General features: G+C 47.1%; 19 protein-coding genes and 1 pseudogene. 15 read left to right on the forward strand and 5 right to left on the reverse strand.

Going from position 1 to position 24852, the window contains the following annotated elements; all coding sequences use genetic code 11:
* Nucleotides 1-3 precede the first annotated feature (3 nt).
* The 5 genes from PaeBR_RS11200 to mglC all read left to right on the forward strand — a co-directional run bounded on the left by PaeBR_RS11200 (nucleotide 4) and on the right by mglC (nucleotide 6762).
* Nucleotides 4-1830 (forward strand): histidine kinase, encoded by a 1827-nt coding sequence (locus PaeBR_RS11200; protein ID WP_410514881.1) that lies wholly within the window; start codon nucleotides 4-6, stop codon nucleotides 1828-1830.
* Nucleotides 1827-2849, forward strand: a complete 1023-nt coding sequence (locus tag PaeBR_RS11205) for a substrate-binding domain-containing protein (protein ID WP_410514882.1) — start codon at nucleotides 1827-1829, stop codon at nucleotides 2847-2849. The genes PaeBR_RS11200 and PaeBR_RS11205 overlap by 4 nt, the downstream gene beginning before the upstream one ends.
* 163 nt (nucleotides 2850-3012) lie before the next feature.
* Nucleotides 3013-4077, forward strand: coding sequence for a galactose ABC transporter substrate-binding protein (locus PaeBR_RS11210; RefSeq protein ID WP_410514883.1), 1065 nt, complete (start codon nucleotides 3013-3015; stop codon nucleotides 4075-4077).
* A 137-nt stretch (nucleotides 4078-4214) separates the two neighbouring features.
* On the forward strand, nucleotides 4215-5726 hold the full coding sequence (locus tag PaeBR_RS11215; RefSeq protein ID WP_410514884.1) for a sugar ABC transporter ATP-binding protein: 1512 nt from the start codon (nucleotides 4215-4217) through the stop codon (nucleotides 5724-5726).
* 28 nt (nucleotides 5727-5754) lie between these two features.
* Nucleotides 5755-6762, forward strand: a complete 1008-nt coding sequence (mglC, locus tag PaeBR_RS11220) for a galactose/methyl galactoside ABC transporter permease MglC (RefSeq protein ID WP_410514885.1) — start codon at nucleotides 5755-5757, stop codon at nucleotides 6760-6762.
* 507 nt (nucleotides 6763-7269) lie between these two features.
* Here the strand turns inward: mglC and PaeBR_RS11225 are convergent.
* Nucleotides 7270-8142, reverse strand: coding sequence for an SDR family oxidoreductase (locus PaeBR_RS11225; protein ID WP_410514886.1), 873 nt, complete (start codon nucleotides 8140-8142; stop codon nucleotides 7270-7272).
* A 100-nt stretch (nucleotides 8143-8242) separates the two neighbouring features.
* Nucleotides 8243-8659, reverse strand: coding sequence for an Rrf2 family transcriptional regulator (locus PaeBR_RS11230; protein WP_410514887.1), 417 nt, complete (start codon nucleotides 8657-8659; stop codon nucleotides 8243-8245).
* A 136-nt stretch (nucleotides 8660-8795) separates the two neighbouring features.
* Between PaeBR_RS11230 and PaeBR_RS11235 the strand changes: the two genes are divergently transcribed.
* From PaeBR_RS11235 to PaeBR_RS11245, 3 genes are all read left to right on the forward strand, one after another.
* Nucleotides 8796-10754, forward strand: coding sequence for a WG repeat-containing protein (locus PaeBR_RS11235; RefSeq protein WP_410514888.1), 1959 nt, complete (start codon nucleotides 8796-8798; stop codon nucleotides 10752-10754).
* Between the two features lie 274 nt (nucleotides 10755-11028).
* The gene (locus tag PaeBR_RS11240; RefSeq protein ID WP_410514889.1) at nucleotides 11029-11700 is read left to right on the forward strand and encodes a CAP domain-containing protein; all 672 of its coding nucleotides are present in this window, start codon (nucleotides 11029-11031) and stop codon (nucleotides 11698-11700) included.
* 315 nt (nucleotides 11701-12015) lie between these two features.
* Nucleotides 12016-12165, forward strand: a complete 150-nt coding sequence (locus tag PaeBR_RS11245) for a spore germination protein (RefSeq protein ID WP_410514890.1) — start codon at nucleotides 12016-12018, stop codon at nucleotides 12163-12165.
* On the opposite strand, the gene PaeBR_RS11250 is transcribed toward PaeBR_RS11245, so the two are convergent.
* Nucleotides 12162-14336, reverse strand: coding sequence for a glycoside hydrolase family 97 catalytic domain-containing protein (locus PaeBR_RS11250; RefSeq protein ID WP_410514891.1), 2175 nt, complete (start codon nucleotides 14334-14336; stop codon nucleotides 12162-12164). The genes PaeBR_RS11245 and PaeBR_RS11250 overlap by 4 nt on opposite strands.
* Nucleotides 14337-14495: 159 nt before the next feature.
* Here PaeBR_RS11250 and PaeBR_RS11255 point away from each other — a divergent pair.
* From PaeBR_RS11255 to PaeBR_RS11285, 7 genes and pseudogenes are all read left to right on the forward strand, one after another.
* A pseudogene (locus PaeBR_RS11255) lies at nucleotides 14496-14587 on the forward strand (aldo/keto reductase); the annotation flags it as partial.
* A gap of 320 nt (nucleotides 14588-14907) precedes the next feature.
* On the forward strand, nucleotides 14908-15777 hold the full coding sequence (locus PaeBR_RS11260) for a GDSL-type esterase/lipase family protein (RefSeq protein ID WP_410514892.1): 870 nt from the start codon (nucleotides 14908-14910) through the stop codon (nucleotides 15775-15777).
* Between the two features lie 56 nt (nucleotides 15778-15833).
* On the forward strand, nucleotides 15834-16814 hold the full coding sequence (locus PaeBR_RS11265; RefSeq protein WP_410514893.1) for an ABC transporter ATP-binding protein: 981 nt from the start codon (nucleotides 15834-15836) through the stop codon (nucleotides 16812-16814).
* Nucleotides 16807-17796 carry an ABC transporter permease gene (locus tag PaeBR_RS11270; protein WP_410514894.1) on the forward strand — a complete coding sequence of 330 codons (990 nt, stop codon included), beginning with the start codon at nucleotides 16807-16809 and terminating at the stop codon, nucleotides 17794-17796. Before PaeBR_RS11265 ends, PaeBR_RS11270 begins: the two co-directional genes overlap by 8 nt.
* Before the next feature lie 64 nt (nucleotides 17797-17860).
* Complete coding sequence (gene parE / locus PaeBR_RS11275) at nucleotides 17861-19843, forward strand: DNA topoisomerase IV subunit B (protein ID WP_410514895.1); 1983 nt, start codon at nucleotides 17861-17863, stop codon at nucleotides 19841-19843.
* A 241-nt stretch (nucleotides 19844-20084) separates the two neighbouring features.
* Nucleotides 20085-22526 carry a DNA gyrase subunit A gene (gene gyrA, locus PaeBR_RS11280; RefSeq protein WP_410514896.1) on the forward strand — a complete coding sequence of 814 codons (2442 nt, stop codon included), beginning with the start codon at nucleotides 20085-20087 and terminating at the stop codon, nucleotides 22524-22526.
* 166 nt (nucleotides 22527-22692) lie between these two features.
* Nucleotides 22693-23124, forward strand: a complete 432-nt coding sequence (locus tag PaeBR_RS11285) for a MarR family winged helix-turn-helix transcriptional regulator (protein ID WP_410514897.1) — start codon at nucleotides 22693-22695, stop codon at nucleotides 23122-23124.
* 68 nt (nucleotides 23125-23192) lie between these two features.
* Here PaeBR_RS11285 and PaeBR_RS11290 read toward each other — a convergent pair whose 3' ends face one another.
* Nucleotides 23193-23921 carry an RluA family pseudouridine synthase gene (locus PaeBR_RS11290; protein WP_410514898.1) on the reverse strand — a complete coding sequence of 243 codons (729 nt, stop codon included), beginning with the start codon at nucleotides 23919-23921 and terminating at the stop codon, nucleotides 23193-23195.
* A 3-nt stretch (nucleotides 23922-23924) separates the two neighbouring features.
* Nucleotides 23925-24788 carry a class I SAM-dependent methyltransferase gene (locus PaeBR_RS11295; protein WP_410514899.1) on the reverse strand — a complete coding sequence of 288 codons (864 nt, stop codon included), beginning with the start codon at nucleotides 24786-24788 and terminating at the stop codon, nucleotides 23925-23927.
* Nucleotides 24789-24852: the final 64 nt, after the last annotated feature.

The raw sequence follows: 24852 nt of genomic DNA on the forward strand, positions 1-24852 counted from the left end.
GCCATGTCAAAGAGAAAGGCTTATTTCTTCCCGCTGCGGCCGGAGCGGCGTAAGGGGGGGAAGCTGAGGCTTTCCTCCAAGCTGCGCAGCATCCAGTTGATTATTACGGTCACATTCACAACGGTCGCTGTGCTTGTCGCGGTAATCGTCAGCTTTATGCTTTACAAAAAATTTGCAAACACCGCCGAAGAGAATGCGAATCTGAATATGCAGCAAATCATCGAGCAGGTCAATTATAATCTGGATATATATGCGAAAGGGATGCGCAATATTTATGATAAGGCGGAGGAGCAAATCGCCCATACCTCGTCCATCGATTCTTCCCTTCTGAAGGAACGGCTCGCAACCCTTCTTGAGACACGCGAAGATCTTGTAGCCGTCGCTTTATTTACACCTCAGGGTAAGCTTGTACTGGATGTACCGGGAACAGAGATGCGAAATAATACACAACTGGAGAACCAGAACTGGTTTACCGCTCCGAGCCGTACCCCGGAAATTTCCTTTTCTCCGCCACATATTCAAAATTTATTCAAGAATCAGTATACCTGGGTCGTTTCGATGAGCAAATTGATTCAATACAGAGAGAACGGAATATTGAAGACGGGTATTTTGCTGATCGATTTTAACTTCCGGACGATTGATGAGCTCAGCAAGCAAGTTAAGCTCGGCAAAAGAGGTTACGCTTACATTTTGGACCCGCTGGGGAACATTGTGTACCATCCTCAGCAGCAGCTTATATACGCTGGTTTAAAATATGAGAACGTGGAGCCTGTCCTTGAATATGCTTACCGGAGTTATCTTGATGAATCTACCGGTGAGAAACGTTTTATTACCGTGCGCACTGTGCCCCAGACCGGCTGGAAAATCGTCGGTGTCGCTTATTATGATGAAATTGTCACGACAAAGCGCGATCTTAACCAATTTTTGGCCGGATTTCTGTCGGTTGTAATTTTATGTGTAATTATCGTGTCTGTTTTTATGTCCGCCCTGATCGCAAGTCCAATCCGTAAGCTTGAGCGGACGGTTAAGCTCGTCGGAGAAGGAGATTTGAACACACCGATTGATGTCAGTGGTGCATATGAAGTCGAGCAGCTGTCCAGGAGGTTCAATCTGATGCTCCAGCGCATCCGCCAGCTGATGGATCAGATTATTTATGAGCAGGAGACCAAACGTAAGGGAGAGCTGGAGGTGCTGCAATCGCAGATTAATCCGCACTTTCTCTATAACACGCTTAATTCTGTGATCCGGCTTGCGGAACGCGGAAAGACCGATGAAGTGGTCACGATGATTCAGTCTCTGTCCAAATTTTTCCGGATCAGTCTGAGCAAAGGTAAAAATATTATTACCATCCAGGAGGAGCTGGATCATATCCGGCATTATCTGGTGATCCAGAGTTTTCGCTTCAAGAATAAATTCCGCTATGAGATTAACGCACAGGAAGAAGTTCTGCAGGTTCAGACCATCAAGCTTATTTTGCAGCCTATTGTGGAAAATGCGCTTTACCACGGCATTGAAATGATGCCCGATGAAGGTTTGATCACTATAAATGCAGGTCTGAGCGAAGGCAACGTAGTCATAACGATCCGTGATAACGGACTCGGTATGTCTGAGGAGACATTGAACGGGATTCTGACAGGCGGAAGCAAAAATGGAAGCGGATCAGGTGTTGGGGTGCGGAACGTTAATGAACGGATCGGACTCTATTTCGGACGGGAATACGGCCTTTCGTTTGAAAGTGAAATGGAAGAGGGCACGACGGTTACTATTATTTTTCCGGCTGTAATTGACCTCAAAGACAATACCGAGGAGGAGGGGGGGAAATCCCAATGAGGAAAGTCCGGTTTGGCTTAACCCTGCTGCTGTGTGCAGCGATTTGGATAACAGTCACCTCCTGTTTCAATTCTTCTCCGGATTACATTAGTACGAATAAAACCCGTAACATTCATATGATTGTGAAAATGAACAGGGGAGAGTACTGGAACACCGTTAAGCAGGGAGCTGAGGCTGCAGCCAAAGAGTTTAACGTGAATTTGACCTTCAAGGCCCCTAATTCTGAAAGTGATATCGATCGCCAGATCCAAATGGTGGAGGATTCTATTACGGAGAAGGCAGACGTGATTATCCTGGCAGCCAGCAGCTACATGGGACTTGCCCAGGTGGTTGATAAAGCGTCGTATTACAAAATTCCTGTGATCTCGGTGGATGCAGAGGTCGGTTCAGCGAGAGTTACAACTTATGTCGGCTCGAATAGTTATGAAGCCGGGCAAAAATCCGCCGAAAGGCTTATTCAACTGCTAAAGGGTTACGGTGAAATCGGGATTATCAACTTTACAAATGCTACTTCCCATGAAGAGGGAAACTCTTCAAGCTCCATAGATATAGGGGCCCGTGACGCAGATGAGCGGGAGAAAGGGTTTCTGAATTACGCTGCCCGATACCCTAATGTCCATGTCGTTCAGATTTCCTATACCTCTTCGGAGACCAGCGATGCGGAGGAGCTTACACGGCTTATGCTTATCAAGCATCCGGCACTGCGGGGCATTGCTACCCTGAACGAAATTGCTTCCCAGGGAGCGGCAAAAGTTATTCAAAGCTTGGGATCAGGCACAATAAAAATGGTTGCTTTCGACAGTTCTCCCTCTATGATGGAACTGCTTCAGGATGGTACTGTTCAGGCCACCGTGATCCAGAATCCGTTCAGCAACGGATATTTGGCCGTGAAGCATGCTGTAGAAGTGATTGAAGGTATGGATGTGCCCGAGCGGGTGGATACGGGAACGAAGATAATTGATTTGGACAATATGCTATGGCCGGAGAATCAGAAACTTTTATTTCCGTTCGTACGATAGCTGAAGATTACAGTCTTCATTTCAAGTTTAGTATATTAGAATTTTCATAAAACAAAGCAGTATTTTATATTCGCAACCGTTTTCAAGTAGGGCATAATAAGGATGTACCCGGGAGAACACGGGACAAACAAAAATAGAAATATTCTCAGGAGGTCAATCAATAATGAAAAAAATCACTTCCGTATTACTCGCCAGTGCTTTGCTGGGAGCCGCTCTTGCAGGCTGTGGCAGCAACAAAGCAGCTAACACTGGTAACGCTGCAGAAACCACTGCTGCTCCTGCCGCCGATGCGGCTGCAACTCCGAAAGTCGGCGTGGCCATCTACAAATTTGATGACACTTTCATGACTGGCGTTCGTAACGCAATCCAGACTTCTGCTGAAGGAATCGCTGAAGTAGATATCGTGGATAGCCAAAACTCCCAACCCACACAAAATGACAAGGTAGACTTGTTCATCACTAAAAAATATAACGGCATGCTGATCAACCCGGTTGACCGTACAGCTGCTGGCGTTATTATCGACAAAGCAAAAACTGCAAACATTCCGGTTGTATTCCTGAACCGCGAGCCGCTTCCTGAAGACATGAAGAAATGGGACAAAGTTTACTATGTAGGCGCTAAAGCAGAAGAGTCCGGCACAATGTCCGGCCAACTGGTTGTTGACTACTGGAAAGCAAACCCGAAAGCTGACAAAAATGGCGACGGCGTTCTCCAATATGTAATGCTTAAGGGCGAGCCAGGACACCAGGATGCTGAGCTTCGTACAACTTACTCCATTCAGGCTATCGAAGATGCAGGAATCAAGGTAGAGAAATTGGCTGAAGACACCGCAATGTGGGATCGCGTAAAAGGTCAAGAAAAAATGGCTGCTTTCCTCGGCTCCAACGGTGACAAAATCGAAGCCGTACTGGCTAACAATGATGACATGGCACTTGGTGCTATCGAAGCATTGAAAGCTGCCGGATACTTCACTGGCGACAAATACATGCCGGTAGTAGGTGTGGATGCAACTGCTCCTGCTGTTCAGGCTTTGGAAGATGGAACCATGCTTGGAACGGTTCTGAACGATGCCAACAACCAAGGTAAAGCTGCTATCACGGTTGCCGCTCTGCTTGCTAAAGGCGAAGCACCAACTAAAGAAAACGTAGGCTTTGACGTCACTGATAACCAATATGTGTGGATTTCCTACAAAAAGATCACTAAAGACAACGTTGCTGACGCTAAATAAGCTAACTTCACCAATTTAGATTAAAAGGAAATAAACGGGGGGCGTTTAGCTCCCCGGTATTCCTTACGGGCAGGGAACAGGATGGAACCGCTGTGCCTCTCATAGAAAAAAGAAAAAAACGTAGGGGGCGTAAGAAAATGGCTCAAAGTGAGTTTTTGCTGGAAATGAAGAACATCACGAAAGAATTTCCCGGCGTTAAAGCGCTGGACGGTGTAAGCTTGCAAGTTAAACCAGGCTCCGTTCATGCTTTAATGGGCGAGAATGGTGCAGGAAAATCAACGCTGATGAAATGTCTCTTCGGAATTTATTCACCGGATGCCGGTGAGATTTATCTGAACGGCGAGAAGGCCACTATAAATAACTCTAATGATGCACTCAAAAGCGGGATCTCGATGATTCACCAAGAGCTTCACCCCGTACCTTACCGCAGCGTAATGGAAAATATCTGGTTAGGACGTTTTCCGACCAAGGGAATCGGGCCGTTTCAGTTTATTGACCACAAAAAAATGTATACCGATACGGAAAACCTTTTTAAAGATTTGGATCTCGATCTGAATCCCGAAACTTTGGTGGGCAAGCTGTCCGTATCCAAAATCCAATCCATTGAAATCGCGAAAGCCGTCTCTTTTCATTCTCGCGTTATTGTAATGGACGAACCGACTTCATCCTTGACAAGCGTGGAAGTGGAGCATCTGTTCCGGATTATCCGGGATCTCCAAAAAAGAGGCGTAGCCATTATTTATATATCTCACAAAATGGAAGAGATTCTCGAAATTTCCGACGATGTTACCATCATGCGTGATGGTAAAAAAATCGGCACATGGCCGGCAGCGGAAATGACAACCGATTTGATTATCTCCAAAATGGTTGGTCGGGACTTGACGAATCGATTCCCGGAACGGTTCAACGTACCGAGTGAAGTCTACATGAAAGTTGAAGGCTTGACTTCTCCGGAGCCGAGATCCTTCAAAGATGTTTCTTTTGACTTAAGACGCGGCGAAATTCTGGGTATTGGCGGTCTCGTCGGCGCTCAGCGTACAGAAGTTATTGAAGCGTTGTTTGGTCTTCGTGCCATTAAGTCAGGTACAATCTCGATCGACGGCAAGGCAGTGAAAATTAATTCCCCTAAGGATGCGAAGAAGCACGGTCTGGCTCTGCTTACGGAAGAGCGTCGTGTAACCGGTATTTTCCCTGTATTATCCGTACATGAGAATGGTGCAATCGCCAACCTTGACCGCTATCAGAAACCGTACTTCCTGCTTGATGGAAAGAAGAAAAAAGCGGAAGTCGATAAAATGATTGAAAAACTGCGTACAAAAACACCTACAACCAAAACACAGATCATGAATTTGTCTGGGGGTAACCAGCAGAAGGTGCTGCTGGCCAGATGGCTGCTTACCGAGCCTGAAATTCTCCTTCTCGATGAGCCGACACGCGGTATCGATGTTGGAGCCAAGTTCGAAATATATTCGATCATCGCCGATTTGGCGAAACAAGGTAAAAGCATCATTATGATTTCCTCTGAAATGCCGGAGCTGCTCGGAATGTCTGATCGGGTAATGGTCATGTCGGAAGGAAAAATGACAGGAATACTAGAAGGCGCGCAGGCTACGGAAACCGAAGTTATGCGTCTCGCTGCACAGCATTAGGATAGGAAATCTAAGGGGGAACATACTCATGAACGCCAAAAAAGCTCAAACTTTTATTACACAAAACGCTATTTATATCGTATTGGTACTGCTTATTGCGGGTATTGCCTTATATGAACCAGCTTTTATCTCTGTAAACACACTGCGTGACATTATGATTCAATCGTCTACGCGGATTATTATCGCACTAGGCGTTGCCTTTATCCTCATTACGGCCGGTACTGACTTATCTGCAGGCCGGGTAGTCGGCTTCACGGCGGTTATCTCCGCATCCATGCTGCAAATTCCGGATTATTCCCGTCGTTTCTTCCCGGATCTGCCGCAGATTAACGTTTTGATTCCAATTCTTATCGCGATAATTGCAGGTTTGCTCTGCGGTCTCGTAAATGGTCTGATCGTTTCAAAGCTTAATGTACCACCATTCATCGCCACCTTGGGTACAATGGTTATCGTATACGGTGTAAACTCCCTGTACTTCGACATGGAACCAAACCAATCCCAGCCTATCGGCGGTCTGCGTCCCGATTTCACCAATATCGGTTCCGGATTTATCGGCAGCGGCCAATATTCGATCCCATATATCGTTATCATCGCTCTGGTAGTCGCAGGTATTGTATGGGTACTGTTCAACAAAACGAAACTCGGCAAGAATATGTACGCTATCGGCGGCAACATGCAAGCTGCTAAAGTATCCGGTATCGACGTTTCCAAAAACCTGATTTACATCTATGCCATCGCTGGTGCTTTGTACGGTCTGGCGGGTGTGCTTGAAGCTGCAAGAACAGGCGGAGCTACAAACAACTATGGTAACATGTATGAGCTTGATGCCATCGCAGCCTGCGTAGTCGGCGGTGTATCCACAACAGGTGGTATCGGTACTGTACCGGGCGTACTGGTAGGTGTTATCATTTTCACCCTGATCAACTATGGTTTGACCTTTATCGGCATCAGCCCTTACTATCAGTTGATTATTAAAGGTTTGATCATCATCGCGGCGGTTGCTTTCGATATGCGCAAGTATTCGTCTAAAAAATAACGCGTGGTGATGAATGCGCCGTAACTGCGGTGAATATTGGGCTTACGATCGCTGTTGTTCTCGGATTTCCTGATTTAAACCGCTGTCAGCGGTAGAAATCCGAGAACAGCTTATGCTTACGAAGCGAGTTTTCCTGCGGAAAACTTTCGGGCGACCACTGCGTTTCTCCAGCTCCAATATTCCCCTCCGTTACTTCTCATCACCTCGCTAAGCAGGTGGCATGCAAAAAAGCGTTTGCGACATACAGCAAACGCTTTTTACTATGTTTATTTCGATTGCTTCGCTCCGAAATTAGTTATATAAGATGAACTTAAAAAATGATATTAGGGTGAGGAGTAACGAAGGAGAGGTTTGGAACTGTAGGAGCGATAGCGCCCGCCTTTGTCTCCGGATTTCACCCGCGAACAGCGGTACAATTGAAGAAATTCTTACGACAACAGCGGCCGGAAGTCCAAACATTCTCCGTAGTTACGAATGACCCCTAAGTAGTAAAATCTTTAGTTCATCTTATATAGATTGAGAGATTTCGTTAACAATTTGGGTTAGTGCCTCACTGATTGGTGTAAGTGGACGACCGAGCAGCTTTTCCAAATCGTTGCTTTCGATCTCCAGTGCGCCTTCCCGGATGCCTTGCTGGATACCTACGAGAATAGGGATGACGAAGTCGGGTACACCCGCGCCCAGCATGATCTCGGCATACTTGGCATCATCGACTTGTTGCACGGGTACTTCTTTGCCTAATACCGTTTCAATAACAGACACCAGTTCTTCTTGGGTCATCAGTTTACCTGAAAGCTCGTAAATCGTATTCTCGTGCCCATATCCCGCCAATACTGCTGCGCCTGCCTCCGCGTAATCTTGTTGTGCTGCCCAGCCTGCCTTGCCGTTTCCGGCAGATGTCACCCACGGCGCTCCTGCCATCACACCTTGAAGGGTCCCGATCTCGTTCTCCAGGTACCAATTATTACGCAAGAAGGAATACGGAATGCCCGTTTGAATAATAGCTTCTTCCGTGACACGGTGTACAACAGCAAGGAATAACGAGCTTTCACTTGCATTCGTTGCACTAGTATATGCTATGAATCCAACTCCCGCTCTTTGAGCTGCTGCTACCGCGTTTGAGTGCTGCCGAATTCTTGTTTCGTTGTCCCCGTCTGTAGAAATAATTAATAACCGATCAATACCTGCAAAGGCGGAATCCAATGTTTCCGGGCGGTCAAAATCTCCATGCCGAACTTCAACTCCCTGAGCTTGTAGTCCTTCTGCTTTTTCCGGATTGCGAACGCTGACAGCTAATTGACTTGCTGGTACAGATTTCAATAACGTTTCTACAACTTTCGCTCCCAATTTCCCTGTTGCGCCTGTGACTAAAATTTTCATCTTCGTATTCCTCCCAATATAATTAGTTGTAATCAATCTCGTTATAACTTTATAAGTTACAACGAGTTTATAAAATAAAAGCTCTTAAAGGAGCTCTCATTTATTTGAATCTTGTTGTGAGCTGACTCAACGTTGTTTGTGCCAACCTGTGTTCCATGGCGGACTGAGCCTCATTCAATTCGGATTGAAGAACCAGCTCAATATTCCGGCCTACGGGGCATTGCATATTCGGATCAGCGTGAACACGGAATAATTGGTTATCTTCAATCACATCTACAGCGCGATAAACATCAAGAAGCGTAATTTCCTCGGGTGCTTTGAGTAGAGAAGCGCCTCCTACCCCTGACCGTACTTCCACTAACCCTGCCTTTTTTAACATTCCCATAATTCTTCGAATGACCACAGGATTTGTGTTTACGCTGCCCGCAATGAAGTCCCCGGTCAATTCGTTCGGATGAACAGCAATCAGGGTAAGGATATGAACAGCCATGGAAAAGCGCGTGCTTATTTGCTTCAAACTTATCACCACCGTTGTAACCATTGTAGTTATTACCGGGCGCGATGTCAATATCAATGAGTGACCCCAAGACACATAAACACCCGCTTTCCCATATTCTATAGGCAAATGCCTTGTGCAGGGGGAGCGAATGAGGATGATTAGAATTAGGCTGAATGACTTGGGCAGCGGGAAAGAAGATAGTCTGCTAAACACGGAAGTATGGAAATGGGACGGTACGGGCTGGAGTGGATTAAGCAAGCAGCAAGAGGATTTCGTTCGGGCGGAGGAAGATCAATTTGCCACAATTCCTGCGGAACCGGGATTGTACCGTGTGGATTATTCCAGCAAGCCGTGGGACACACTCTCCTTACTTGAGGATAATGAGGCCAATGACTTGCGCACTACAGCTTTACACCCGGCTCCTTTTAAGCTAAAGGACGGGATGTTATGGGGTTATGTAAGCGATGAAGGAAAGACTGTGATTGATCCGCGTTTTGAATATGCTGAGGATTTTCAGGAGAATGGGCTTGCGATTGTACAGATTAAGGGGCATAGCAGTCTGATCGACAGCTCTGGCCGGGAAAAGGTGAAACCGATTTACTCTTTCATTGCCCCCTTTTCGGAAGGGCGTGCTGTAGTCTCTGATTCAAAAGGGTATTTCCTGATGGATGAAGCCGGCAAGGCGGTTACCTCGAAACGGTATGATTTCCTGAACTCCCTGCAGGAGGGGCGTGCGCTTTTTTATACGGGTCAGGACAGTGGCAAGATTCGATACGGTTATCTGGACCGGCAGGGAAAAGAGGTAATACCTGCTGCGTATGAGGATGCGAGTGACTTCACAGAGGGGACAGCACTGGTGAAAACGGGCAGCGGGGAGTTCGCTTTGATAAATCCGGAGGGGCGTCAAATGCATACGTACAGCCATCCTTTTGTAGGAAGTCCGGGTGACGGGATGCTCTCGTTCCAGGCTGCTGAAAATGGCAAATACGGCTATCTCCGCACGGACGGGACTATAGCCATTCAGCCGCAATTTACATCAGCCCTTCCTTTTTCAAGCGGGAGAGCAGTTATAAATACAGCAGATAATTATGGCAATGCCTACGGACTGATCGACAAGCAGGGCAGGATGGTTATACCTGCACAATATTATGAGGTTCAGCAGCTTGGAGAGTCGAGGGTGGCTCTTGGAACTCCTCTCTATCCGGATCAGCCTTATCGGGGCTCACGCTATGAGATAGCTGACGCGGATACAGGGAAGGTTTTAAACAATCATCCATTGCTTGGGGTCAATAATTACAGTAACGGGTTAGCTTCGGTATATGATGCCAAGGAGACTTACTTTATAGATAAAAGCGGTGGCAGAGCAGCCCAGCCTCCAGTCCTTCCGGGTGCAGGAACGCTCTCCTTCAGCGGCAATTTAATCCGGGCTGATGTGGACCAGCGTACAGCATATTATAACCGCTTGGGTAAGCTGGTGTGGAAGCAAAACACTGTAATTCCTTTGAGACCTCCATATTCTGTCTTAGAGAAAAAATACAACCCGAATAAGGATTACTTAGTCTACTACCCGGAAGTAGAGGGGATCGCCAATGTGGAGGTTTCCAGAGGTGTTAACGATAAACTGCGGAAGCTTTCACTTGCAGAGGGTGCCGGAAGCGGCTCAGCTTCGCAGGAATTTAGCTATACCGGTGATTTCTCCGTTGCTTTCTTCCGTAAAAACCTGCTGGTCCTGGAACTCAGCGGATATCATTTTCCTTTTGGAGCTGCACACGGCATGCCTACCAGGATCTATGTACACATCAATTTACGTAATGGGAAATTCTACAGGCTGAGTGATCTGTTTAAGCCGGGGAGTAAATACGTGGCAAAGCTAAGTGAAATTGTCGGCAAACAGATCGCGAACGACCCTCAGTATTCTTATGTATTCCCGGGATCGTACAAGGGGATATCTGCGGACCAGCCATTTTATGTGGATGAACAGGCGCTTTACCTTTATTTTGCACCTTATGAAATTGCACCTTATGTTGCAGGTTTTCCTACTTTCCGTATCCCTTATGCCGAGATTATGGGACTAATATCGACGGAAGGGGAGTTTTGGCAGTCGTATCATTAAACAGAACACGTACGGATGCCGATAATGAATAAAAGAGTTTGATTTACGATCAAAACCTTGCCGTCCTCCCGGGGGCGGCAAGGTTTTGTGGTGTAATAGATACCCAATTTTGTACAAGCTAAACGCTGTTTTTGAAATTTACAATAAATAACACCGCACAGACTACAGAAGTGTGTTACAATAACTGAGGGCAGAAAAGTTACATATTTGTAATCTTTTCCGCAGCCATCTAATCACCCTAGAAATAACATCCAGAATATAAGGAGTTGGCAAAATGAAAAGCAAGACATTAAAAGCATTAATCGGTGGAAGCCTAGCAACTGTTATGGCGGTGAGCATCTCTCTTCCTGTACAAGCTAATGCTGCAGCAGCCGGCACGGAGGTCCAGACCTTTAGCCGCTACGAACAAATAGTCAAATACTTCCAGACTTATTATGGGAATGTTACCCCTACTATAGCGAACAATACTACTGTGGTGACCAAGCCCGCGGCGGCGGTAGTCCCACAGAAGAGTGCTGCAGCAGCAGCTACCCGAGCAACCAAGAAGACAGCAGTGGCTGCCCCGGCAAGCACTAAATTAACTTACACACAGCAGGTAGTAGCTTTGGTAAACAAGGAGCGTGCCGCTGCCGGACTGAATGCGGTTATGGGATTGGATAGCTTGAACAAGGTGGCGGCGGCAAAAGCAACGGATATGCGTACGAACAAATATTTCTCGCATACCTCGCCTACCTACGGATCACCGTTCGAAATGATGTCTGACTTTGGAATTACTTATAAAGCCGCAGGCGAGAACATCGCTATGGGCCAGAAAACACCGGAAGAAGTAATGAAGGCATGGATGAACAGCCCGGGCCACCGGAGTAATATCCTCAGTAAAAATTTCAATTACATCGGTGTAGGCTTTGATAATAACTATTGGGTTCAGGAGTTTGTAGGCAAATAAGTTTTTACATCAGATATCGTTCTCCGCATCTTGGGCGGAGGGCGATTTTTTATTTATCGCGCCTAGCCAAGCTAGGCACAACTAATTGATGGAAGTTCAATTGAGGTAAGAGCCAAGTCGCCTTGTAGCTGACGGGCAACTGGTGGAGAGATCCTAAGGTTGAAGCCCCGTGACAAAGTAACTCCGCAAAGAGTGCGAGCAAAACAGCAGGCCGTAACATGAAGTGAATCCTGCTATTTCTGTCCAACGCGAAAAAGCGGTTTTTTCAACGATGAATTCCCGTTTACGGATTATCCGATTTTTATTCGGCCGCTATTGCAGCCTGTCGTTCCGAAAAACGCATCCAGATCTATTTCCGGGGCAGGCGGAGGTACGGGAAATGTCGTGAACACAGTAAATGGGGTGACTGTAAACAATGTGTTGGATCCTGATAATGTAGATAACACTGCACAAGGAAATGTTTAAGCTTGCCGTATGCGAATGGCTTGCCCGCCTCCAGGGGCGAGTCTCAATTTTAGTATCGTATTTCTGTCAACAAATGCTTTATGAATATCTACAGGATACGGATTGCACTTCCAAGCAGCGCCAGCGCCATCAGCATATATTTCGGCCACATATTTTATATTTGGTTCAAGAAAAGTGAGCGGCGCTCCAAGTGTACGTCCATTTTCGTTGGTAATGCTGCCCAGATACCAATCTTCACTGTTTCTGTCTTTCCGGACAATCGTAACATATTTCCCGATTTCTCCATTTAAAACTTTGGTATCCTGCCAATCAGTAGGTACATCGATGATGAATTGAAAAGCATCACGCTGCTTTTCATAATTTTCCGGCAAATCAGCAGCCATTTGTAGAGGACTGTAAATGACTACATAAAGCGCCAGTTGTTTAGCCAAGGTACCCTGAACCCTGTTGTTGGGTTTATATTCCTTATAAGTAAGTTTAACGATCCCTGGTGTATAGTCCATGGGACCGGGAAGCAGTCTGGTAAATGGAAGGATTGTGGTGTGGTCCGGAGGATTGCTTCCATGTTGACTCGAAGCATCAAATTCCTGTCCTCGTGCACCTTCGCGAGTCATCATGTTGGGATAAGTACGTCTTTCTCCCGTATCTTTTATAGGTTCATGCACATCTAAACTGATGTGATATCGGGCTGCAGTCTCTATCACTTTTCTATGATGATTCACCATATATTGTCCATCACGCCATTCCAGACCTGCAAGATTGCCTTGCTCATCAAGACGCTTGACCCCTGGATCAAAAGTTACGTATCCTGATTTCACAACATCGATCCCCAGATTTTTGTAGAAAGCAAAAGCCTTTTCCATCTGGCGTTCGAAATTCTGAATAGCAGTAGCAGTCTCCATATGACCGATGATTTTTACTCCTTTTTTTGCAGCATATGAGGTTACTTCTACTATGTCATAATCTTCATATGGAGTTGTAAAATCAAATTTTTCCCCATGTTTTATCCAATCGTTGTCCCAGCCTATATTCCATCCCTCAATCAATACCATCGGAATGCCATATTTAGCGGCAAAATCGATATATCTCTTGGCATTTTCAGTAGTTGCACCATGTTTGGGACCAGAGCTCCAAGTGTATTTTCCAAGATGAATCCCCCACCATATACCTATATATTTACCCGGTTTAACCCACGAAACATTCCCTAATTTGTTAGGTTCGTTGAGATTAAGAATCAGATAAGATGTGATCAAGTCGCCTGGCTTTTCTGCAATTTGGATCGTACGCCAAGGAGTTTTTAGAGGAGTAGAGCCTTTTACTTTAACGCCGTCTGACCACGGAACCAGATCGGCTGCGAGCGTATTATTCCCAAGAGGCATTAATGTCATAGAGGAATAGTCCGACAGATTAGCTTCGTGGATACTCATGTACAGTCCGTCAGCCGTTTTCATGGTTAGAGGTGTATGGACGGCACGGTAGGGAATGGAATCAAGAGGAGTTTTGTTAAAGAGGTACTCCGAATAAAGTTCTTGATAGGCAGGAATCCACCAAGCCTCATTTACATCGGTTAGGGCAAATTCGGTTTCCTCGTTCAAGATTTCAAAATGGGAGAGATTGTCTTGTTTGGGCAATTCGTAACGGAATCCGAGGCCGTAATTGTATACGCGAAAGACTAAGGTCATTCTACGGAGAGTTTCGGTAGTTTCTTCAAGATCCACTCGGAGTTCATTGTAATGATTGCGGATTTCTTTGACTTCACCCCAAGGCTGCGTCCAAATTTCGTCAAAACTGCCATACTTGCTTGCAGTGACTATGAAATTCCGGTTGAGCGGCTCTGCATTTTTAAATGTAAAACCTAGTTTCGATGGTTTAATAATGAGTTTATCGTTATATGTTACACGATAAAATGGAACGCCGTTTTTTAGCATAAACGCGACTTGAACCCTGCCATCTGGTGAAGAAACAGAATAGGTGCTATACAATTTTAATGATTTTAACAACACATTCTCTGCGTAAATTGGTATTTTTAGCAGTTGGCCAACAAATAAAATGGGATAAAACAATCCATTGATCCGTATTATGTCATGAATGGTGACATGAAATCGTTGTGCAATTGAATAAAAAGTATCTCCAGGCTTGACTGTATAAAGTATGTTAGTGGTCTTTTCCATAATATACCCCCACAAACGAACGATTTCGATTGAATAAATAATGACTTATAATTTGGTTACATCATAATATGATAATATTCATGACTTAAGCACTTCATAAGTTGATGGATTTTTTACACCTTTTCAGTAGGGGATTGCGGAAGCCCACGGGGGAAGGGGTCCGGCATTGCCCGGGAAGAGCTGTTCATCACCACGAAGGTGTGGAATTCCGATCTGGCTACGATTCCACGCTGAGAGCGTCCGAGGAAAGCCGAAGCCCCTCCAGTGAAATTTCAGTTCTCTACTCTACAGTCGGCTGCTCTACCAGCTAAGCTAATAACCCGTGTCATGAATCAATAAGGATTTATTGTATACACCAAATATCAGTAGTCAAGTACTGATTTTGATTTAGAGCCATTTTTTCAAGAAAAAATTTATGAGGGCTAAATTAGAGGGAAATCCACTTTTTTGCCTCCGCTATTCATTCCCACTTTGAACATTTGCAAATTGCAGATAGAAGAATTATGTTTATGTACATAGTTAATAAGACTGAAGAATTTGGCACAAGAGAAAGTTTGCGGAGGGATAGATTTTGAATGATTCCAAATGGATCTGGCGCTTTGTAAGCCTGGTTTCTATAATAGCAACCATAATCTTTATTGTTGGCTTTGGTTATGCGGTAAAGGATATTGTTAATCCGCAAGGAGATGTTCCTCTTACCTCTCTGCCTCAGGAGACGGTCTCACCGGAGGGTGACGCGGCCGAAATTTTAAAGGTGGTTGCGCTGGGAGACTCGCTCGCCAAAGGAACGGGTGATAATACAGGCAACGGATTTGTGAAACGCGCTGTATCAGGAATGTTATTGGATGGCGGAAAAGTCAGCCTGCTCGGGAACCTTGGAATCAACGGACTAACCACTACGGGATTGCAAAGTGAACTAAAAGAAGCAGGCGTGAAGTATACGATCCGCCAGGCTAACACGATTTTGGTTTCCATAGGAGGCAATGATTTATTCAGAGGATCAGGAATGAGTCAGAGCGGAAATGCGGGTCCTGATTCAGCGGCCAGCGCTCCCTCGGAGGCTTCCGGAAATGGGTCTGCTGCAGCCAAAGAAGAGATGACCCCGGAGTCGCTTTTGGCGGCGCTGCCCGAGGCCTCCAAGCGGCTTGGAGCGCTGCTTCAACAGATTTCCGAGATTAACCCTGAGGCCAAGGTCTATTATTTAGGCCTGTATAATCCTTTCGGTGATATTCCAGAGATGCAGGTTCCCGGGAATCAGGCAGTTACTGTCTGGAACAATGCAGCTATGGAAATTATTAATCGTCACAGCAACATGACACTTGTTCCGACTTTTGATTTGTTTCACAATCACCTGGAGAAGTATCTTTCGTCGGATCATTATCACCCGAGCGGTGAGGGTTATCAGCGTATTGCAGATCGGATTATACAGGCGATGCGTTAGAAGATCGATGATTTCATGAGGGATTGACATGAGGGTACTAAGGAGTTGTAAGGAAGATGAACAACGATAATAACAGCGGCTCGGGAAAAGTCGTCTTGTCCGTGAATAATGTCCGAAAAAAAATAGGCCGTAAATGGATTATAGATGATGTCTCATTCGATGTAAGGGAAGGCGAGATATTTGGTTTCCTCGGTCCAAATGGTGCAGGGAAGACAACGACAATTCGTATGCTCGTTGATTTGATTCGTCCAAGTACCGGGACAATTACCGTCTGTGGATATAATGTCAACCGTGATCCGGAGAAGGCGCTGCAATATGTAGGCTCTATTGTTGAGAACCCGGAGGTTTATACTTATTTGACAGGCTGGGAGAATCTACAGCACTTTGCCCGTATGCAGCCGGGAGTGGATGAGACCCGAATTGCTGAGGTGGTGGACATTGTACGGCTGGATCAACGGATACATGATAAGGTGAGAACATATTCACTTGGAATGAGGCAGCGTCTAGGTATCGCCCAGGCTCTGCTGGGAAGACCCCGGCTGCTTATTCTGGACGAGCCTACGAATGGACTTGATCCCAAGGGAATTAAGGAGCTGCGGGAATTTATTCGGAAGCTGGCCGATGAGGGCTTAGCTGTATTTGTCTCAAGTCATCTTCTTAGTGAAATACAGCTTTTATGTGACCGAGTAGCAATTATCAGCAAAGGCCGTGTCCTGGCTGTAGGCGGAGTAAACGAGCTTGTGGCCCGAAACTCTCCTTATGTATTATGGGAAGTTGAGCCTTTTGCTAAAGGGAGGGAACTGCTGGCGGCCCGACCTGAGATCACTATTACCGACCCGGCAGAGGTGACGCTGGATGACACCGTAATTGCAGGAATGGGAGCGAACTCCGTTATAACAATTATGGAGGATGAGCTAATCCCGGAAATCGTCGCCGCGTTAGTTGCTGCGGGTATTGAGATAAGTGGTGTGCATAAAATTAACCCTACATTGGAACAGCTATTCTTGAAACTGACGGAGGGTGAGACTATTGAATAATCTGCTGCCGCTCATCCGTAATGAGTGCATTAAGATACTAAAAAAGAAACGGTTTTATGTTATTCTGCTTATTCTGGCCGTGCTGATTCCTATGTTTACTTATGCCCAAATGCGCATCGCCGAGCGCAGCCGGGATAAATTCAACTCTGATTGGCGGCTTGAGGTTCAGCAGCAGATTACCGATAACCAGAATTCGCTAAGCAGCGACCGTATTCCGGAGGAATGGAAGTCGTACCGGCGGATTTTTGTGCAGCAGTTGCAGTACTACCTCGATCATGATGTGAATCCGAATGAGCCAAGCGGGGTTACCTTTACCCGTGAATTTTTGGACAACTCCGTTACACTGTTCATTCCACTTTTGATTATGGCTGTAGCCTCCGATTTGGTATCAGGAGAAAGAACTACCGGGACAATTAAGATGCTGCTGACAAGACCGGTTAAACGCTGGAAGATTCTTTTTAGCAAAATGGCGGCATTGATCATGTTTGTGTCGCTTATCGTGCTGTCTACTTTCTTGCTCAGCTATCTGATATCGGGCTTGGCCTTCGGGTATAAGGGATTTAATGTTCCGGTATTTACAGGCTTCCAGATCAGTGGAGATACTGTAAACATGTCTGCAGTACATGCGGTTCCACAATGGGAATATATACTTATGCAATGCGGTTTGATCTGGTTTGTGAGTGTGGTTGTAGCACTGCTCGCCTTTATGGTGTCGGTTCTGGTTCGCAGCACAGCGGCAAGTATCGTAGTCATGATGGCAACACTCATAGCCGGCACTATTTTGACCAATATGGCATCGGCCTGGACCACCGCTAAATATTTGTTCATGGTCAACCTGGGTCTGACCGGATATTTGGCGGGCACACCCGCGCCCATAGAGGGAATGTCACTTCCATTTTCTATGGCGGTATTGAGTGTATGGGGCATAATATCAGTGATCATTTCATTCACTGTCTTTACGAAACGGGATATTTTGAATTAGAATGAACAAAGTGACCAAAACATTTGTTTGCATTTTGGTATAGAGAAGAGAAGGGGGAGCATGAATGCTCGAACAGATCGATTTGTTTGCAGAGTCATCAAAGAACGGTGAATTAGGCCGGACTGGATACGATGCTGACGACATTCAAGTGCTCGAGGGTCTGGTTGCGGTACGCAAACGGCCTGGCATGTATATTGGCAGTACGAGTTCCTCGGGGCTGCACCATCTGGTATGGGAAATTGTTGATAATGCTGTAGATGAACATTTGGCAAAATTTTGTTCCAAAATTGACATTACGCTGCGCAAGGACGGCTCGGTTACCGTAATTGACAACGGGCGGGGAATCCCGACCGGTATGCACAAAACGGGAGTGCCTACGCCACAGGTTGTATTTACGATTCTGCACGCTGGCGGTAAATTCGGTGGTTCCGGTTATAAGAAATCAGGCGGTCTGCATGGTGTGGGGGCTTCGGTTACCAACGCTTTGTCCGAATGGCTGGAGGTTGAGATTTACCGCGAGGGCAAAATCCATCGGCAGCGCTTCGAATATTGGGTGGACAAGAGTGGGAAAGAGCATGTGGGAGAGCCTGTCACGGGTCTCGAAGTCTTGGGTAATACGAACAAAACCGGTTCGAAGATTACCTTCAAGCCGGATATTCGCGTCTTCCCGAATGGCATTGCGCTAAGCTATGATACACTTGCTGAACGTGTTCAGGAGATTGCCTTCCTTAATTCGGGCCTGCGAATCACGCTGACAGATGATCGGAGTAACAGGCAGGATGAGTACTTATATGAAGGCGGAGCTAGCCAGTTTGTTCAATTTCTAAATGAGGGCAAGGATGTTCTGCATGATGTGATTCATTTCAGCGCGGAAAAGGATGACATAGAAGTTGAAGTAGCGCTTCAGTACAACGGAGGCTATACGGAAACACTGGCTTCCTTCGTAAACTCGATTCCTACCCGCAGCGGAGGTACACATGAGACCGGCTTTAAGACGGCCTATACCCGGGTGATGAACGAATATGCGCGGCGTACACAATTGCTGAAGGAGAAGGATAAGAATCTGGAAGGCAATGATCTGCGTGAAGGAATGATGGCTGTAATCAGCGTCAAAATGTCCGAGGTTGAATTTGTCGGTCAGACGAAGGATCAGTTAGGCAGTGCGTCTGCCCGCAGCGCAGTGGATTATATCGTTTCCGAGAACATGGCACGTTTTCTCGAAGAGAACCCCCAGGTCGCTCAAAGCCTGCTGAAGAAGTCCATTCAGGCCTCCAAAGCCCGGGAAGCGGCGCGCAAAGCCCGTGATGAAATCCGCTCCGGCAAGAAACGCAGCGAAAGCTCGAATCTTGGCGGCAAGCTGACGCCTGCGCAGTCGAAGGACTTCACCCGTACGGAGCTGTTCATCGTGGAAGGCGATTCTGCCGGAGGTTCTGCCAAGCAGGGCCGAGACTCCAAGATTCAGGCGATTTTGCCGCTTAAAGGGAAGCCGATGAATCCGGAGAAGGCCAAGCTGCTGGACATATTGAAGAACGATGAATACAAGGCAATCATTTCCGCAATTGGAGCGGGGATCGGCACGGAATTTGCCGTGGAAGACAGCAATTATTCCAAAATCATTATTATGACCGATGCGGATACCGATGGAGCGCACATTCAGGTGCTGCTGCTGACCTTTTTCTATCGATATATGAAGCCGTTGATTGATGCCGGGAAGGTGTTTATCGCTCAACCGCCTTTATATAAGCTGACACGCAAAACAGGTAAGCTGGAAACAGTCCGATATGCCTGGAGTGATGAGGAGCTGCAGAATTACCTGAAGGAATTCGGCAAAAACTTTGAGCTTCAGCGTTATAAAGGACTGGGTGAGATGAATCCTGATCAGCTGTGGGAAACGACAATGAATCCGGAGTCGCGCACGCTGCTGCAGGTGCAGATTGAGGACGCCGCCAAGGCGGAACGCCGCGTATCCACACTTATGGGCGATAAAGTCGATCCCCGCAAGCGCTGGATTGTCGAGAACGTCGATTTCACCGAGTTTGTGGAGTAGTGCTGCAAGTGACGATAATCCCGATTATTAAAGAGCTTGGTGATTTAAGGAGCGTAGGGGAGGTTTGGAACTGTAGGAGCGATAGCGACCGCCTTTGTCTCCGGATTTTATCCGCGAAACGCGGTATAATCAAAAAAATCTGGGGACAACAGCGGCCGAAAGTCCAAACATTCCCCGCAGCAACGATTATAATCACCAGACTGCTTTTAAGCGGGCAGTTTGAGGAACAGAAGGTGAGCCAATGAGCAGTTTATCAGAACAATTTTTACCGGCTTTTCTGGAAGAGGTCGTCGGTGACCGCTTTGGCCGGTATTCCAAATATATTATTCAGGACCGGGCCATACCGGATGTCCGTGACGGGCTCAAGCCGGTACAGCGCCGTATTTTATATTCGATGTACGACTCCGGCAACACTCCGGACAAGCCATACCGGAAGTCGGCCAAAACCGTCGGTGATGTAATGGGTAACTATCACCCTCACGGTGATTCCTCCATTTACGACGGAATGGTACGGATGGCACAGCCATGGAAGATGGGTCATGTGCTTGTGGACGGACACGGCAACTGGGGTTCGATGGACGATGATCCGGCAGCGGCGATGCGCTATACGGAAGCTCGTCTGTCTCCCATCGCCATGGAGATGATGCGCGATATCGAGAAACGGACTGTGCTGTTTAAGGATAACTTTGACAACACCACAAAGGAACCCGTTGTTGTACCCTCGCGCTATCCGAATCTGCTCGTTAACGGTGCAAGCGGGATATCCGCCGGCTTCGCTACGGAAATTCCGCCGCATAACCTTCGTGAGGTCATCGATGCCTGCATCGCCGTGATGCAGAAGCCGGATATTGAGCTGGAAGACATTATGACTTTCATAAAAGGTCCGGATTTCCCGACTGGCGGCACCATTATGGGCGGCGAGGGCATTATGGACGCGTACCGTACCGGCAAAGGCCGCATTTACTTGCGGTCCAAGACGGAAATTGAGAACCTGCGCGGAGGCAAGCAGCAGATTGTGATTACAGAGGTTCCGTTTCAAGTCGTGAAATCAAGGCTCGTTACGGCCATGGAGAATATCCGTCTGGAGAAAAAAATCGAGGGAATTGCAGAAGTGCGTGACGAGAGCGGGCGTGAAGGCCTGCGCATCGTGGTGGAATTGAAGAAGGATGCGGATGCACAGGGGATTTTGGCTTATTTGCTCAAAAAAACCGATTTGCAGGTTACCTACAATTTCAACATGGTGGCCATTGTAAATAAAGCGCCGCAGCAGCTCGGGCTTAAAGCGATTCTGGAAGCCTATATCGCCCATCAGCGCGAGGTTGTTACGCACCGGACGCAGTATGACCTGGAGCGGGCGGAAGACCGTGCACATGTATTGGAGGGGCTGGTCAAGGCCCTGGACATCCTTGACGAAGTCATTGCGGCGATCAAAGCGTCGAAGAATCGTCAGGATGCCCAGAATAATCTGGTCTGGATGTTCGGTTTCAGCGAACGTCAGGCAGATTCCATTCTTACCTTACAATTGTATCGTCTGACCAATCTGGAGATTACATCGCTTCAGAAGGAACTTGACGAAATGCTTGCCCGGATCGCGGTTTTGCGCGGCATTCTGGAAAGTGATAAGAAGCTGATTACTGTAATCCGTAAGGAACTGCTGGAAATCCGCGACAAGTACGGCATTGACCGCCGTTCTCTCATTCAGGGAGAAGTGGAAGAAATTAAGGTTAGTCTTGAGGTATTGGTTAATGCAGAAGATGTGCTGGTAGCACTCTCAGCGGATGGATATATCAAACGGACAAGCATGCTGTCTTTTACACGTTCAGGCGGTGAGCGCAATACGTCTGGTGTCAAGGAAGGCGACTACATCATCAAGCTGTTTGACCTCAATACGAGAGACAGCTTGCTTGTCTTTACGCGTAAAGGTCAGTATTTCCAGCTTCCGGTTCATCAGATTCCCGACTTCAAATGGAAAGATCCAGGTACAGCGATAGTTAATGTTATCGGCTTGTCCAAGGGGGATGGAATCGTTAGTGTACTTCCGGTAAATAATTTGGACGATCCTGAGCAGAGCCTGGTGTTCATCACCCGCAAGGGACAGGTAAAGCGTACAGAGCTGAAGGAATACTCTACCAGCCGTTCCGGAGCTGTTGCGGCTTGTAAGCTGGTTGAAGGAGATGAAGTGCTCTCTGTGACGTCTAGCCGTGGAGATAAGGATATTGTGCTTGTCACCCGTGACGGCATGAGCATCAGATTCCGTGAAAGTGAAGTGAATCCGATGGGCCGGGTTGCAACCGGTGTACGGGGGATTCAACTGCGTGAAGGCGATGAGATCATATCCGGCTTCTGGGTAAGTGAAGACGAAGGAGAAATACTGGCCATAACCGAGATTGGCTATGCCAAGCGGTCGCTGCTGGTGGATTATCCATCCCAGAGCAGGGGCGGCAAGGGGATGCCGACATTCGAGTTCAAGGAAGGCAAACGTGTTCGTCCGAATGGCAGCAGGCTGGTTGGGGCTTTCTATTGCAAAGACCCTCTCGAAATGACAGCTGTAACCCGCGAGGGTACGTTTTATGCCTTTTCTTCTGAGGCTGCGCCGCTTGGTGACCGGCGTTCAACAGGCAAGCAGATTATTCCTGTTGAGAAGAAGGACGAAATCACGAGTCTTATGCATACCATCAAATAAAGCATGTCATTCCAGGCATAAACTTCCTATAAACGGTATTTGGCTGCTTTTCTGCGGAAAGGCAACCGGATACCGTTTTATTTTTTTCCTTTTTGCAGGAAAATCAATCCCTCTCTCGAACATGTAAGAATACCGGAAAGAACCGTGGGGAAAGGAAGGAATATGTGTGCACTCTTCTGAATTCAGTAAAATCTGGCATAAAATCTTGAAGGATTACAAGCTTCATATGGATACCAAGCTCGCCCCGTCTCTGACGGATGCCCAACTCACTGTGCTGGAATTGCTTCAGGAGCGTGATGTCATGAAACCTTCTGATTTGGCGCCGCATCTGGCAACGAGTCCGGCTGCAGTAACGATGCTGCTTGACCGTATGGAGAAGCACGACCTTATCAACCGCGAACGTGATAGTACGGACCGCCGGATCGTATGGGTAAGCATTACGGATACCGGGAAGATGGAAGCAGAGCGCGGCATGAAGATCCGCAGTGATTTTTTTGCTGAAGCCCTCGATCCTATCTCTTCACACAATCAGCAGTTATTGCTTTATTTAATGGGCAAGATGGTTGTTAATGCAAAGGCTGAGGTGTCAACGCCTTGAGTAAGTAATAAATACTTTGTACGTCTACATAACTTTCTATGAATTCACGTAAAAAAGCAGGTCGCCCACTAACGGACGGCCTGCTTTTGTAATTCCTGCGGCCACAAATTCCACGGATGGCTTTGCGGAGGAAGTGAGATTAAGGTGACTTCTTCTTTAGTCACAGGGTGGGGAAAGCCAACCAATGCGGACCAAAGTGCAATTTGCTGTCCGGGCCTGTTCACCGAAGCGCCGTATTTCTGATCTCCGTACAGCGGACAGCCAATGGAGCTAAGCTGCACACGAATTTGGTGGGAGCGGCCTGTAAGCAGGTCTACTTTTAACAAGCTGAAGCCCTCTGCTGTACCGAGCACGGTATAATCCAGAATGGCTTCCTTGCCCCCGGGCGTTCCTTTTCGAACAACAGAAACGGTATTGCTTTTTTCATCCTTCAGCAGTGTATCCACAAGACGGCCGTGAGGTGAAGGAAGCTTGCCGTGAACGACGGTTAGATAAATTTTACGGAAGCTGCGGCTGCGCACGCTTTCCGAGAGCCGTGAAGCCGACTTGGATGTTTTGGCGAATACCATTGCTCCTCCAACGGGACGGTCCAGACGATGGACCAGACCCATATAGACATTGCCGGGCTTATTAAAACGCAATTTAACGTATTCCTTGAGGATGTTCAGGAAATCAGGGTCTCCCGTGGCATCCTCCTGTACAGGAATGTTTACTGGCTTCACAACCCCGAGAAGATGATTGTCCTCATACAAGATCTCAACGGATGAAAGTCCGCTCTGATTCTCATGCTGTGCCATGGCTTACGCCTCCCAGCGTCCCAAAATACCGCAGGGGAGATTCAGGCCAGAAGAAGTAATCGGCAGGCCGATCTCACCGGAGGTAAGCTTGCCGCCGTATCGCTTGCCCATAGTCATCGACAGCATATTCCGCAGCACAGTTGGAGAGATGCCTGTTGTATAGGAATTGATGAGCATGAACAGCGGTTTATCACTCATAATTTCCATACAGCTTTCGAGAAAAGGATAAAGGCTTGATTCCAGCTTCCACATTTCTCCGCCGGGTCCTCTTCCGTAGGATGGAGGGTCCATAATAATCGCATCGTATTTGCTTCCGCGGCGCTGCTCGCGCTGCACGAATTTGAACACATCGTCAGTAATAAAGCGGACTGGCTTTTCGCTGAGTCCGGATAGCTTTAGATTATCCTTAGCCCACGCCACCATCCCTTTGGCTGCGTCTACGTGTACAACCGATGCTCCAGCACTGGCCGCGGCCACCGTGGCGCCACCCGTATATGCAAACAAATTAAGCACTTGAATGGGGCGGTTGGCCGCCGCAATCTTGTCCATCATCCAGCTCCAGTTAACGGCTTGTTCAGGGAATAATCCCGTATGTTTGAAATTGGTCGGACGGAGCTGGAATTTCAGCTTACCGTAGCTAATATTCCAATGGCTCGGGATGGCTTTCTTCATCTCCCATTGTCCGCCGCCTGATGAGCTGCGGTGATAATGTCCGTGAACATTTTTCCACTGGGTGGTTTCCTGCTCTAAGGGCCAAATAATTTGCGGATCCGGACGACGCAGCAGAATATCTCCCCAGCGCTCCAGCTTTTCCCCGCCTCCGGTATCGATAACTTCATAGTCCTTCCAATCGCTTGCTATATACATGTTCTTATCCATCCTTCAAAAAATTCATTTAGCCTTTATTGTACAACATTTAACCCTGCTGCTA

This window comes from Paenibacillus sp. BR2-3 (assembly GCF_046529485.1).
GTDB lineage: Bacteria > Bacillota > Bacilli > Paenibacillales > Paenibacillaceae > Paenibacillus_AQ.

Excerpts from the sequence above, each read along its gene's own strand:
- PaeBR_RS11200 (WP_410514881.1), top strand. The coding sequence starts at position 4 with ATGTCAAAGAGAAAGGCTTATTTCTTCCCGCTGCGGCCGGAGCGGCGT.
- PaeBR_RS11205 (WP_410514882.1), top strand. The coding sequence starts at position 1,827 with ATGAGGAAAGTCCGGTTTGGCTTAACCCTGCTGCTGTGTGCAGCGATT.
- PaeBR_RS11210 (WP_410514883.1), top strand. The coding sequence starts at position 3,013 with ATGAAAAAAATCACTTCCGTATTACTCGCCAGTGCTTTGCTGGGAGCC.
- PaeBR_RS11215 (WP_410514884.1), top strand. The coding sequence starts at position 4,215 with ATGGCTCAAAGTGAGTTTTTGCTGGAAATGAAGAACATCACGAAAGAA.
- mglC (WP_410514885.1), top strand. The coding sequence starts at position 5,755 with ATGAACGCCAAAAAAGCTCAAACTTTTATTACACAAAACGCTATTTAT.
- PaeBR_RS11225 (WP_410514886.1), bottom strand. The coding sequence starts at position 8,142 with ATGAAAATTTTAGTCACAGGCGCAACAGGGAAATTGGGAGCGAAAGTT.
- PaeBR_RS11235 (WP_410514888.1), top strand. The coding sequence starts at position 8,796 with ATGATTAGAATTAGGCTGAATGACTTGGGCAGCGGGAAAGAAGATAGT.
- PaeBR_RS11240 (WP_410514889.1), top strand. The coding sequence starts at position 11,029 with ATGAAAAGCAAGACATTAAAAGCATTAATCGGTGGAAGCCTAGCAACT.
- PaeBR_RS11250 (WP_410514891.1), bottom strand. The coding sequence starts at position 14,336 with ATGGAAAAGACCACTAACATACTTTATACAGTCAAGCCTGGAGATACT.
- PaeBR_RS11265 (WP_410514893.1), top strand. The coding sequence starts at position 15,834 with ATGAACAACGATAATAACAGCGGCTCGGGAAAAGTCGTCTTGTCCGTG.
- parE (WP_410514895.1), top strand. The coding sequence starts at position 17,861 with ATGCTCGAACAGATCGATTTGTTTGCAGAGTCATCAAAGAACGGTGAA.
- gyrA (WP_410514896.1), top strand. The coding sequence starts at position 20,085 with ATGAGCAGTTTATCAGAACAATTTTTACCGGCTTTTCTGGAAGAGGTC.
- PaeBR_RS11290 (WP_410514898.1), bottom strand. The coding sequence starts at position 23,921 with ATGGCACAGCATGAGAATCAGAGCGGACTTTCATCCGTTGAGATCTTG.
- PaeBR_RS11295 (WP_410514899.1), bottom strand. The coding sequence starts at position 24,788 with ATGTATATAGCAAGCGATTGGAAGGACTATGAAGTTATCGATACCGGA.